Below are 12,006 nucleotides of genomic sequence, written 5' to 3' on the forward strand. Positions count from 1 at the left end.
CCACCTGCACGGCCGACCCGATCCCCACCGGTAACCTGACCCGCGATGAGCTCACCGTCCGGTCCGGTCGATCCCGGCGCCCCGGGTGGGGCCGGGCGGCTCGCCGCCGACGGCCCCGGCGAGGTGCTGCTCGACGGTCGCTACCGGGTCGGCCCGGTACTGGCCCGGGGCGGCATGTCGACGGTGCACCACGGCACCGACACCCGTCTCGAACGCGCCGTCGCGATCAAGGTGATGGACCCGCGGATGGCCGGGGACCACGCCTTCCGCACCCGGTTCGACCGGGAGGCGCGGCTGGCGGCCCGGATCGACCACCCGTGCGTCGTCGCCGTCTACGACCGGGGCACCGTCCCCGCGGGGCCCCTGGGCGAGGCCAGCCTGTTCGTCGTCATGGAGCTGGTCGACGGCGGCACCCTGCGCGACGTGCTGCGCGCCCGCGGTGCGCTGGGGCTCCCGGCCGCGGTCCGGGTGCTCGAACCGGTCCTCGCCGGGCTGGCCCGCGCGCACCGGCTCGGCATGGTGCACCGCGACGTGAAGCCGGAGAACGTGCTGATCTCCTCCGGCGGCGAGGTGAAGGTGGCCGACTTCGGCCTGCTCACCGCGGCCGCCGAGGCCGGGGTCAGCCACGCCGGGATGATCCTCGGGACCATGGCCTACCTCTCCCCCGAGCAGGTCGTGTCCGGTCGCGCCGACGGCCGCAGCGACGTCTACGCGGCCGGTGTCGTGCTCTACGAGATGCTGACCGGGCAGCCGCCCTACACCGCCGACAACCCGCTGTCGGTGGCCTACCGCCACGTGAACGAGGACGTGCCGCCGCCGTCGGCGCTGGTCCCGGGGCTGCCGCCGGCCGTGGACGCGCTCGTCGCCCGGGCCACCTCGCGGGACCCCGAGCAGCGCCCGGTCGACGCGGAGCACTTCCGGCGCGAGCTGTTGGACATGGCCGACCGGCTGGGCCTGCCCCGGACCGCGACGCCGCGTCCGCCCGGCCCGCCCCCGCCCGACGACGGCCCCACCCTCCCTGCAGGCCCCCTGCGCCACCGGCCGCTCGATGCCGCAGCGCCGGGCCCCGGCGGCACCCGGGTGCAGACCCGGGCCCGCGGCGCGCACGGCACCGCCGTCACCCCCGCCGGGCAGCCGGAGCCGATGACCCGCGAGGAGCTGGCCGGGCGCCGCCGTCGCGGCCGCCGGGTGTTCGCGCTGTGGATGGTGCTGCTCCTGCTGCTGGCCGCGCTCGCCGGGACGGGAGCCTGGTGGCTCGGGTCGGGCCGCTGGACCACGATGCCCGCGGTCACCGGTCTGGACCGCGAGCGGGCGACCGCGCTCGTCGCCGAGTCCGACCTGACGCCCACGGTCACCGAACGGGCCGACGACGACGTGGCGCCCGACCTCGTCGCGCAGGTGGACCCGGCCCCGGAGACCCGGGTGCTGCGCGGGACCACGGTCACCCTGGTGGTGTCGACCGGCCGTCCCGCGGTGCCCGACGTGCCCGCGGGCAGCGCCGTGGACACCGCGGAGGACGCCGTGCGCCGCGCCGGGCTGACCCCGGTGCGCTCGACGAGCGCCGAGGAGTTCAGCACCGAGGTCCCCGCCGGTGCGGTGATCCGCACCGACCCGCCCGCCGGGACCCGGCTCGCCGGTGGTGCCGCGGTCACCCTGGTGACCAGCCGGGGCGCCGAGCCGGCACCGCCGCCCCCGGCGCCGACCGCCGAGCCCGCGGCGCCCACCTCCGTGCCGTTCGTGATCGGCATGCGGGCCGACGAGGCGGAGGCGCTGCTGCGTCAGGACGGCTTCGAGGTCGACATCGAGCGCAGCTTCCCCTTCGGTCGCCGCGACGGCCGCGTCGTCGGTCAGGACCCGGGGTCGGGCGGCGACGCCGAGCCCGGCGACACGATCACCCTGACCGTGCTCTGAGCCCGCGTCGCGGGTGGGAGCCGGCGCCCCGGCCGGATGGCGGCCCGGCCGGGACACCGGCGTTCGAGGGGCCCTACAGCCCGAAGCGGGTGCGCTCGGCGTCGCCGATCGCGGGCAGCTGCGCCCCGGCGACGGTGACCGCGAGGGCACCGGCGCGCACGGCGTAGCGCGCGGCGTCCGGCAGGTCGTCCCCCGCGGCGAGCCGCACGGCGACGGCCGCCAGGAAGGCGTCGCCCGACCCGGTGGTGTCCACCACGTCCGCCCGCATCGCATCCACTGTGGACACCGTAGCCGCTCCCGCGTCGTGCACCTCGCAGCCCGCGGCCCCGCGTGTCACGACCGACCGGGGCACCGGGTGCTCCCCCAGCAGCGCAGCCTCGTGCTCGTTGACCACGAGCACGTCGGTGGCGGCGAGCAGCTCGGCGGGCACCGGGGCGTAGGGCGAGAGGTTCAGCACCACCGTGGTCCCGGCGGCCCGGGCGGCCCGGGCGGCGGCCAGCACCGTCGGGACACCGATCTCCAGGCACAGGGTCAGCACCGCGACGTCGTCGAAGGAGGGCAGGTCCCCCGGCTCCAGGGTGGCGTTGGCGCCGGGCGAGACGACGATCGTGTTGTCGCCCGCGGCGTCGACGGTGATGACCGCGGTGCCGGTGGCCGTGCCGGTCCGCACCGTGACCCCGTCGACGTCGGCACCGGCGGCGGCGACGGCGTCGCGGACGGTCCGGCCGTGGTCGTCGTCGCCGACCGCGCCGACCATCCCCACGCCGACGCCCGCGGCGGCCCCGAGCCGGGCGGCGGCGACGGCCTGGTTGGCGCCCTTGCCGCCGGGGCCCACGGTCAGGTCCGACCCGGCCACGGTCTCCCCCGGCCCCGGGAAGCGCTCGGTGCGCACCACCAGGTCGGCGTTGAGCGAGCCGACGACCAGCACCCGGCTCATCGGGCGTCCACCACGTCGTGCGCGGCGCCGGTCTCGGCGGCGGCCGGGCGCGGGATGAGCAGCGACAGCGCGAACGCGCCCGCGGTGCACGCGGCCCCGACCAGCATGCCCGCGGTGTAGCCGCCGACCCCGGTCTGCCCGGCCCCGCCGACGGCGACCTGCACCGCGGGCAGCACCACGAAGCTGATCCCGGCGCCGAGGTTGAACGCGCCGGCGTTGAGCCCGGGCAGCATGCCGGGCCGGTCGGCGGGCGAGAGCAGCACGCCCAGGCCGTTGAGCATGATGTTGGCGATGCCGGCGTAGGTGACGCCGAGCAGCAGCGTCGCGACGACCAGCACCGCGAACGAGTGCACGCCCACGACCGCCAGCAGCACGGTGGCGACGACGCTCCCGGCCAGCCCGACCCGCAGGACGGTGCGGTAGCCGAGCACCGGGGCCAGGCGACCGGCGAACGGCCCGACCAGCCAGCCGATCAGCGCGTAGGGGGCGAGCAGGGCGAGCGCGGTGAGGTCCGCTCCGAGCCCGAACCCGGCCGCCGGGTTCTGCGCGATCGACGCGACCAGGCCGTTTACCACGGCGAACACGCCGGTCATGGTCAGCAGCGTGGTGCCGAGGGTGGCCCAGGTGGCGCGCCGGCGCAGGTCCTCGGGCGCGACGAGCGGCTGGGCGGTGCGGCCCTGCAGCCGCCAGAACACCACCGCGGCGACGACGGCGAGCAGCGCGTACCCGGCGACCCGGCCCCAGCGCGCGTCGGACAGCGCGGCGGCCTCGTCGAAGGCCAGCAGCAGCGCGCCGACCGCGACGACCAGCGGGACGACCCCGCGCCAGTCCATCCGGGTGCCCTGCGAGGGGCGGGACTCCACGCCCCACACGGCGACGAGCACCAGCGCGACGACGGTGACCGCGGCGATGACCCAGAAGATCGAGCGGAAGCCGTGGTGGGTGGCCAGCCAGCCGCCGAGCAGCGCGTCGAGACCGGCCACGCCGCCGTTCACGGCGGTGATCAGGCCGAGCACGATGCCGTAGCGGCGCGGGTCGGCGATCTCGCTGCGCAGCATGAGCAGGCAGATCGGAACGACCGGCCCGGTGATGCCCTGCAGGGCCCGGCCGGCGAACAGCATCGGCACGCTGACGGCGAGGGCGGCGACGACGCTGCCGACCAGCATGACCGCGAGCATCACCAGCAGCACCCGCCGGCGCCCCGCGATGTCGGACAGCCGCGGCAGGAACAGCGAGAACATCGCCGCGAGGGTGAAGAACATGGTCTGGGACAGGCCGACGGTGGCGTCGTCGGTGCCCAGCTCGCGAGCCATGGTGACCAGCGCGGGGCTGAGCATCGAGGCGTTGAGCTGGAACGCCACGCAGGCGGCCAGCACCGCCACGACGAGCGTGACGACCGGGCGGCGGTCGGGGGTGGTCATGCGATCTGCTCCGTTGCAGCGACGGTGGTGGCCGGGAGGGCGGGGTCGCCGATGGCGCGCAGGGCGTCCACGACGAGCCCCCAGAAGCGGGCGTGGTCGAACTCGAGCGCGGCGTGCGTGCGGCATCCCTGCGGGGCCGGGCCGCGCCGGTCGGCGACCGTCATCCCGGTGGTGTGCCGGCCCGCGGTCTCGACGACGATCGGCATCGGGAACGCCCGCACGATCGTCGGGTCGATGACGTGGGCGACGGCGCACGGGTCGTGCACCGGCGGGGCCTCGAAGCCCTGGACGTCGCGGTAGGTGGCGGCGAAGAAGTCCAGCAGCTCGTCGACGAAGCGCGCCGGGCCGGTGCCGACGGCGCGGATCGCGCGGCGCACCTCGGGACCGGCCAGCGCCTGGTGGGTCAGGTCGAGCCCGACCATGACCACCTCCCAGCCCGCCTCGAACACGATCGCGGCGGCCTCGGGGTCGATGGCGATGTTGAACTCGGCCACCGGGGTCCGGTTGCCGACGGCGACGCCGCCGCCCATCAGCACCACCCGCTTGACCCGGTCGACGATCTCGGGGGCGCGCCGGGCGGCGAGTGCGATGTTGGTCAGCCCGCCGGTGGGGACGAGGGTGACGGTGCCCGGCTCGTGGGCCAGCACGGTCTCCACGATGAGGTCCACGGCGTGGGTGTCCACCGCGGCGAACGCCGGCGCGGGCAGCTCCGGGCCGTCCAGGCCGGTCTCGCCGTGGATGTCGGCGGCGACGGCGATCTCCCGCAGCAGCGGGCGGTCGGCACCGGCCGCGAACGGCACGCCGGTGATCCCGGCCAGGGTCGCGACCGAGAGCGCGTTGCGGGTCACCTTGTCCAGCGTCTGGTTCCCGACGACCGTGGTGACGGCGAGCAGCTCGATCCGCGGGTCGCCGTGGGCGAGCAGCAGCGCGATCGCGTCGTCGTGGCCCGGATCGCAGTCCAGGACGATCTTCTCGGTCATCTCCGGTGTCCCACCTCGTCGTCGTGGTCGCCCGGGGCGGTCCGGACGTGTCGACTGTGACTTGTCAAGCGCATGACGTCAAGCGCTTGATGTGTGGCGCGTCCGGGTAGGCTCGCCGGATGGCAGGACCGGTGGGCCGGCGGGTGACCGCGGCGATGGTGGCCCGGCGGGCGGGGACGAGCGTGTCCACCGTGTCGCTGGTGGTGAACGGCAAGTCGCGCGGACGGGTGTCCGCGGTGATCACCGAACGGGTCCGCGCCGCGGTCGACGAGCTGGGCTACGTGGTCGACCACGCGGCGAGCTCGCTCGCCCGCGGGACCACCGACCTCGTCGTGCTGCTCGCCCCCGACCTCCCCAACCCCTACTTCGGGCGGGTCACCACCGGGATCCGGGAGGCGTTGGGCAGCAGGCACCAGCTGATGCTGTCGGTGATCGAGGGCGGCGAACAGCCCGGCGCCGACGACGTCCGCCGGGTCGCGGCGTTCCGCCCGGCCGGACTGCTGGTGCACGCGCCGTCGCCGACGTTCCTCGACGACCTCGAACCGGGCGGCCCGCCACTGGTGCTGATGGACGCCCCCGGCTTCGAGGGCCGCGCGGCCACCGTGACCTTCGACCTGGAGCCGGGCGTGCGCGCGCTGGTCGCGCACCTCGCCGAGGCCGGGCACACGGTGCTCGCCTACCTGGAGGGCTCGACGCCCTCGGCCACCTTCACCGTGCGCCGTGAGCAGCTCGCCCGGGTCGCCGCCGAGCACGGCCTGCGGGTCCTCGACGACGGCACCCGGGCCGGGCTGACCCTCGACGCCGCCGCCGACGTCAGCACCGAGGCGCTGCCGCGCTGGCGGGCGGCCGGGGCCACCGCGGTCGTCGCGGCGGCGGACACGATGGCCTACGGCGTGCTGGCCGCCGCGCACCGGCTCGGACTGGCCGTGCCGGGGGACATCGCCGTCGCCGGGTTCGACGACCTGCCGTACTCCCAGGTGACGGCGCCGTCGCTGACGAGTGTGGCGCTGCCGGCGGAGGAGCTCGGCCGGGCCGCAGCCCAGCGGCTGGCCGCCGTCCTCGCCGGGGACGGCGACGGCGCCGCCGCCCCCCTGCTGCCCTCACGGCTCGCGGCCCGGGCCAGCACCGGGGCCTGAGACACACCACCGGGGCGGCTCCGGGTGGAGCCGCCCCGGGGACGGACGGGTCAGCCGCGCAGCATCTCCGCGACGAGGAACGCCAGCTCCAGGCTCTGCTGGGTGTTCAGCCGCGGGTCGCAGGCGGTCTCGTACCGGCCGGCGAGGTCGGTGTCGGAGATCCGCTGCGCACCGCCGAGGCACTCGGTGACGTCCTCGCCGGTGACCTCGACGTGGATGCCGCCGGGGTGCGTGCCGAGCGAGCGGTGCACCTCGAAGAAGCCCTGCACCTCGTCGACGATCCGGTCGAAGTGCCGGGTCTTGTAGCCGGTCGAGGCCTCGTGGGTGTTGCCGTGCATCGGGTCGCACTGCCAGATGACCTTGTGCCCGGAGGCGGTCACCTTCTCGACGATCGCCGGGAGCACGTCGCGGACCTTGTCGTTGCCCATTCGGGAGATCAGCGACAGCCGGCCCGGGCGGTTGTGCGGGTCGAGCCGCTCGACGTACTCGACGGCCTGGTCGGGCGTCGTCGTCGGGCCGATCTTCATGCCGATCGGGTTGGCCAGCAGCTCCGCGAAGGCGACGTGCGCGCCGTCGAGCTGACGGGTCCGCTCCCCGATCCAGAGGAAGTGCGTGGACAGGTCGTAGAGCTTCGGCGACTCCCCGCCGGTGGGGTCGCGCTCCAGGTCCAGGCGCAGCATCGCGCGCTCGTAGTCGAGCAGCAGCGCCTCGTGGCTGGCGTAGAACTCGACCTGGTGCAGGTTGTGGTCGCGCACCCCGCAGGCGTCCATGAAGCGGACCGCGCGGTCGATCTCGGCGGCGACGGCCTCGTAGCGCACGCCCGCGGCGGAGGTGCGGACGAAGTCCTTGTTCCAGTCGTGCACCTTGGACAGGTCGGCCAGCCCGGTCGCGGTCAGCCCGCGGACCAGGTTCATCGCCGCCGAGGCGTTCGCGTAGGCGCGCACCATCCGCGACGGGTCCGGGATGCGGCCCTGCGCGTCCGGGGCGAGCCCGTTGACGATGTCCCCGCGGTAGGACGGCAGCCCGCTCGCGTCGACCGGCGAGCTGCGCGGCTTGGCGTACTGACCGGCGATGCGGCCGACCTTGACCACCGGCATCGAGGCGCCGTAGGTCAGGACGACGGCCATCTGCAGCAGCGTGCGGATCGTCGCCCGGATGTGCGGCTCGGTGTTGTCGACGAAGGTCTCGGCGCAGTCGCCGCCCTGCAGCAGGAACGCCTCACCGTTCGCGACGTCGGCGAGCCGCGACTGCAGCCGGTCGACCTCCGGCGGCAGCACCACCGGCGGGACGGACTCGAGGACCTTCCGCACGTCGCCCACCTGCGACGGGTCGGGCCACTCGGGCTGCTGGGCGGCAGGGCGGGAGAGCGCATCGTCCAGGGCGGAGCGCAGGTCCGCGGGCAGCGGCGGCAGCTCCGGGAGGACGTCGATGGGCGCGTCGACGGACCAGTTCACACGGCCCAGCCTAGGCCGCGGCCGATCCCTACTGGGGCGCGGCCCCCGTCGCGAGGGTCTCGGCGATCACTTCCCAGCGCCGCAGGTTGTGCCGGGCGTCGGCGAGCGCGTCGTGCGCCTCGGCGGGCGGCGGGGGCAGCGCCGGGCGACCCGCGTCCTCCCACCGCTGGCGCAGCTCGCGGGTGAAGCGCGGGATCGGCCGCGGCAGCGCGGGCATCGCACCCCACAGCTGGCACAGCGCCACGTGGTCGTAGGCGGCGATCCAGGCCCACAGCTCGACGTCGCCGGGGGCGCCGGTGCAGAAGTCGAGGATCTCGGAGCGCATCCGGGACCGCGACATCCAGGCCCGGTCGCTGGGCGAGGGCAGCTTGGGCAGCACGTTGGCCCGCACCCACTTGCCGGCCCGGTCCGGGTCGAACTCGGTGGACACGGCGTAGAACTCGCGGCCGTCCTCGCCGACGATCCCGATCGACACCAGGTCGATCGTCGTGCCGTCCTCGATGAACTCGGTGTCGTAGAAGAAGCGCATTGCCGTCCTGGGCTCGGGTTCGGTCGTGGAGCTGTGCCGCCCGACGAGCGTACGTGCCTCTGCTGCCGTGATCGGGACCGCTCCGGGTCAGGCGTCCTCCGTTGTCTGAACCGCACGCAGCTGGACCGCCAGCGCCGGGACTTCCTGAGACGCAGCAGCCCAGAGGATTTCGAGATCGATCTCGAAGTACTCGTGCACGACACGATTGCGCATTCCCGCCAGTGCCCGCCACGGCAGGTGCGGATGAGCAGCAGCCAGCTCGGGGCTCACGCGTGCAGCAGCCTCACCGAGCACCTGGATCAGATGCGTCAAGACGATCTGCAGGTCCTCGTCGGCATCAAACCGCGCGCGGCCGCGCGCAACCCGGACCCGGATCTTCTCAGCGGCTTCCAACATGTCCGCGATCCGCTCCCGGTCACGTCGGACCAACAGGGATCCCTCCATCACGAGCGATCTCCGAGAAGACAGTCACACTGCCACGGCCTCGGCGAGAACCTGATCACGGACACGGCGTTTGAGACCGTTCACCGTGGCGACCTGTGTGAGAACCCCAAGTGAGTCCTCGACCGCGAGGGCGAAGGAAACCATGTCGACATAACCATGGCCGGGTTCCAGGTCGACCAGCAGGTCGAGATCACTGGTGGGGGTCGATTCGCCACGCGCGACGGAACCGAAGACACGGATGTTGTAAACACCATGACGGCGCCCGACGTCCACGATGAAGTCCCGACGTGCACTCACGTCGGCCAGCGTGACGGCCTGGTGGGTTCCGGCGGTCATCGCGCCTCCCATACGAAACAGTGCGGCGATCGTACTGCGCTCGCGCGATATCGGGACCGGCCGAGCCCGGGCATCGAGCTCATCCGTCGGACGACACCGGCAGCCGCCCCGCCGCCGAGTTGAAGAACCGGCACTGAGCTTCGCCACGGCTCGACGACCTTCGATCGTAGAGGAGGTCGTCCACCTACCGGATCGAAACGAGCATGCTCGACGCCCTTGTCGCAAGCCGGAAGCTCCACTGACCGGACAGGTGAGCGGGCCGCCGTCCGGCTCCGGCCGACTCGGTCGCCTGCTTCGCCTCCCGAGAGGTCACCGACCGCCGGATTCTGCCGGGCGACAGGTCGGTCCACCACGGGCTCTCACCGACAGAGGAGCCTTCGCCCAGCTCCACATCGGTGGGTCAGATCGCCGGGACGCACTTCCGGAGTCGATCAGGAGGCGCGGGAGTCGGGCACGTTCGCGTCCGGCCGCTGCGGGGCGGGACGCGACGGCGCGGGCGGCGGCGCACCGGCCGCGGCCTTTTCCTTGACCGACGCCGCGTAGAGGTCGACGTAGGTCTGTCCGGACAGCTCCATCAGCGAGTACATGATCTCGTCGGTCATGGAGCGCTCGATGAACCGGTCCCCGGCCATGCCCTCGTACCGGGAGAAGTCCAGCGGCTCGCCGATCACGATCTTCACCTTGCGCGGGCGCCACATCTTGGAGCCGATGGGGTTGACCTTGTCGGTGCCCACCATCGCGACCGGGATGACCGGCACCCCGGCCTCCAGGGCCATCCGGGCGACGCCGGTCTTGCCCTTGTAGAGCCGCCCGTCGGGCGAGCGGGTGCCCTCCGGGTAGATCCCGAGCAGCTTGCCCTCGTTCAGCAGCCGGACCGCGGTGTCCATCGCGGCGCGCGCCGCGGACCCACCGGAACGGTCCACCGGGACCTGCCCGACGCCGGTGAAGAACTGCTTCTTGAACCAGCCGCGGATCCCGGGCTCGGTGAAGTACTCGCGCTTGGCGAGGAAGGTCACCCGGCGCGGCAGCATCAACGGCAGGAAGAAGGAGTCGGCCACCGCGAGGTGGTTGCTGGCGAGGATCGCGCCGGCACCACCGGGCACGTTCTCGGCACCGCGCACCTCCGGCCGGCAGAACAGCCTCATCAACGGGCCGAGCAGCACGAACTTGGACCACCAGTACAGCACCCTGCGCTGCCTCCCTACCGACTTCGGCGACAGCCTACGGAGCGTCGACACCTCCTCACAACGGGGCGGTGGTCACCGGGGTCGGGCGGGCCCCGCGCGGCGCCCGCGCGGGCCCGTGGGCGGTGTCGGGCGGGACACGGGCCGTGACAGGATGGGAGCCGCCGCGAGCGGGGAGGGACGGACCGGTATGAGCTCCGCAGACCCCTCGCGTGACCGCGAGGACCGGCCCGACGACGACTTCGACGCGATCGTCGCCGCCTGGCGCGACGAGGGCTCGGTCCCGGACTGGCCCGCCGAGCCCGTGGAGCGCGCCGACCGCACGGACCGCGGCGACGCCGGTGACGCCGCGGGCGCGGCGGGCGGCGCCGACCGGCCCGCGCACCGGCCCGGCCCGGCCGCCCCGCACCCGGGCACCGGCACGGGTGCCGACCCGGACGACCACTACCACCCGCCGGAGCCGCCGCCGCTGCCGCGGCCGGGACCACCGGCCGTCGTGGGTGGCGGGCTGATCGCGGTGGGGCTGCTGCTGTGCATCGCGCCGGGGCTGATCGGCGTCGGCGGGACCTGGCCGCTGCCGCTGGGGCTGGTGCTCATCGCGGCCGGCCTGGGCTGGCTGCTGCTGCGGCTGTGGAGCCCCGACCCCGACGAGGGCCCCGACCCCTGGGACGACGGCTCGCGGCTGTAGCGCGCTCAGCGCCGGGCGCCGGACCGCAGGCTCTCGCGGGCCAGCGTCGCCGCGCCCACGACGGCGGCGGCCGCGCCGAGCTGCGCGGTCCGGATCCGGGCCAGCGGCCGGTTGCCCGCCCCGGTGAGGATGCGGGCGTAGTGCTCGCGGGCGGCGTCGAGGAACAGCGGCGCCGACGCCGACACCCCGCCCGCGATCACCACGAGGTCCGGGTCGAAGACGTCCGCGACGAGCGAGAGCCCCTCCCCCAGCCAGCGCCCCATGTCGTCGACGGCGGCGCGGGCGACCGGGTCCCCCTCGCGGGCGGCCGCGGCGACCCGCTTGCCGGTGACCCGCCCCGGGTCGACGGCGGCCTCGCGGGCCAGCCCGGACGGGCCCGGCACGTCGCCGCCCGAGAGCATCTCCAGCGCGGTGGCGCCGAGGGCGGTCCCGCTGCAGTAGCGCTCCCAGCAGCCGCGCTTGCCGCACGGGCAGGCCCGTCCGTCCGGGACGACCCGCAGGTGCCCCAGCTCGGGTGCGACGCCGTGCGCGCCGCGGAACAGCTCGCCGTCGAGCAGCAGGGCGCCACCGATCCCGGTGCCCAGCGCGATCACCAGCGCCACCGAGGCACCGGCCGCCGCGGCGCCGTGGCACCGCTCGGCGAGCGCGGCGGAGTTCGCGTCGTGCTCCACGACGACCGGGATCCCGCCGAGCCGGTCGCCGATCCGCTCGGCGACCGGGGCGTCGCGCCAGGACAGGTGCGGCGCGTAGCGGACCAGGCCCCGCGGGGCGTCGACGAACCCGGCGAGCGCGAGCCCGACGGCGGCGACGGTGTGCCTGCGCCGCAGCTCGTCGACGGCGCCGGCGATGGCCGCCTCCAGCGCGTCGTCGGTACGCGGGGTCGGCGCGGAGGCGGAGTCGAGGATCTCCCCCTCGGCGTCGACGACGCCCGCGCGCACGCTGGTGCCCCCGACGTCCACCCCGATGGTGCGGACGTCGGACATCCG

General features: G+C 74.8%; 12 protein-coding genes. 3 read left to right on the forward strand and 9 right to left on the reverse strand.

The window, feature by feature from the left end:
- The first annotated feature begins 45 nt into the window (after window positions 1–45).
- On the forward strand, window positions 46–1,911 hold the full coding sequence (pknB, locus tag ZF1_RS18390) for a Stk1 family PASTA domain-containing Ser/Thr kinase (protein ID WP_482637895.1): 1,866 nt from the start codon (window positions 46–48) through the stop codon (window positions 1,909–1,911).
- Between the two features lie 73 nt (window positions 1,912–1,984).
- On the opposite strand, the gene ZF1_RS18395 is transcribed toward pknB, so the two are convergent.
- The 3 genes from ZF1_RS18395 to uriH are packed head-to-tail and all read right to left on the reverse strand — an operon-like array spanning window position 1,985 to window position 5,249.
- Window positions 1,985–2,848 (reverse strand): PfkB family carbohydrate kinase, encoded by an 864-nt coding sequence (locus tag ZF1_RS18395; protein ID WP_405416346.1) that lies wholly within the window; start codon window positions 2,846–2,848, stop codon window positions 1,985–1,987.
- Window positions 2,845–4,269 (reverse strand): uridine transporter UriT, encoded by a 1,425-nt coding sequence (gene uriT / locus ZF1_RS18400; RefSeq protein ID WP_251785129.1) that lies wholly within the window; start codon window positions 4,267–4,269, stop codon window positions 2,845–2,847. The genes ZF1_RS18395 and uriT overlap by 4 nt, the downstream gene beginning before the upstream one ends.
- A complete protein-coding gene (uriH, locus tag ZF1_RS18405; protein WP_482637896.1) occupies window positions 4,266–5,249 on the reverse strand; it encodes a uridine-preferring nucleoside hydrolase UriH in 984 nt (327 codons plus the stop codon). The genes uriT and uriH overlap by 4 nt, the downstream gene beginning before the upstream one ends.
- Before the next feature lie 119 nt (window positions 5,250–5,368).
- Between uriH and ZF1_RS18410 the strand changes: the two genes are divergently transcribed.
- On the forward strand, window positions 5,369–6,385 hold the full coding sequence (locus ZF1_RS18410; protein ID WP_482637897.1) for a LacI family DNA-binding transcriptional regulator: 1,017 nt from the start codon (window positions 5,369–5,371) through the stop codon (window positions 6,383–6,385).
- A gap of 50 nt (window positions 6,386–6,435) precedes the next feature.
- On the opposite strand, the gene ZF1_RS18415 is transcribed toward ZF1_RS18410, so the two are convergent.
- From ZF1_RS18415 to ZF1_RS18435, 5 genes are all read right to left on the reverse strand, one after another.
- Window positions 6,436–7,839, reverse strand: coding sequence for a class II 3-deoxy-7-phosphoheptulonate synthase (locus ZF1_RS18415; RefSeq protein WP_405416341.1), 1,404 nt, complete (start codon window positions 7,837–7,839; stop codon window positions 6,436–6,438).
- A gap of 28 nt (window positions 7,840–7,867) precedes the next feature.
- Window positions 7,868–8,368 (reverse strand): polyadenylate-specific 3'-exoribonuclease AS, encoded by a 501-nt coding sequence (locus ZF1_RS18420; protein WP_482637898.1) that lies wholly within the window; start codon window positions 8,366–8,368, stop codon window positions 7,868–7,870.
- Between the two features lie 87 nt (window positions 8,369–8,455).
- Window positions 8,456–8,812 carry a HepT-like ribonuclease domain-containing protein gene (locus ZF1_RS18425; RefSeq protein ID WP_345652295.1) on the reverse strand — a complete coding sequence of 119 codons (357 nt, stop codon included), beginning with the start codon at window positions 8,810–8,812 and terminating at the stop codon, window positions 8,456–8,458.
- 24 nt (window positions 8,813–8,836) lie between these two features.
- Window positions 8,837–9,148: a nucleotidyltransferase family protein gene (locus ZF1_RS18430; RefSeq protein ID WP_482637899.1), complete on the reverse strand. Its 312-nt coding sequence runs from the start codon at window positions 9,146–9,148 to the stop codon at window positions 8,837–8,839.
- 431 nt (window positions 9,149–9,579) lie between these two features.
- Window positions 9,580–10,335, reverse strand: a complete 756-nt coding sequence (locus ZF1_RS18435; RefSeq protein ID WP_062396084.1) for a lysophospholipid acyltransferase family protein — start codon at window positions 10,333–10,335, stop codon at window positions 9,580–9,582.
- 187 nt (window positions 10,336–10,522) lie between these two features.
- Between ZF1_RS18435 and ZF1_RS18440 the strand changes: the two genes are divergently transcribed.
- Window positions 10,523–11,020 (forward strand): DUF308 domain-containing protein, encoded by a 498-nt coding sequence (locus ZF1_RS18440; RefSeq protein WP_405416338.1) that lies wholly within the window; start codon window positions 10,523–10,525, stop codon window positions 11,018–11,020.
- Between the two features lie 5 nt (window positions 11,021–11,025).
- Here ZF1_RS18440 and ZF1_RS18445 read toward each other — a convergent pair whose 3' ends face one another.
- Window positions 11,026–12,003 carry an ROK family protein gene (locus ZF1_RS18445; protein ID WP_482638723.1) on the reverse strand — a complete coding sequence of 326 codons (978 nt, stop codon included), beginning with the start codon at window positions 12,001–12,003 and terminating at the stop codon, window positions 11,026–11,028.
- Between the last annotated feature and the right edge of the window lie 3 nt (window positions 12,004–12,006).

Source organism: Pseudonocardia sp. ZF1 (genome assembly GCF_056835605.1).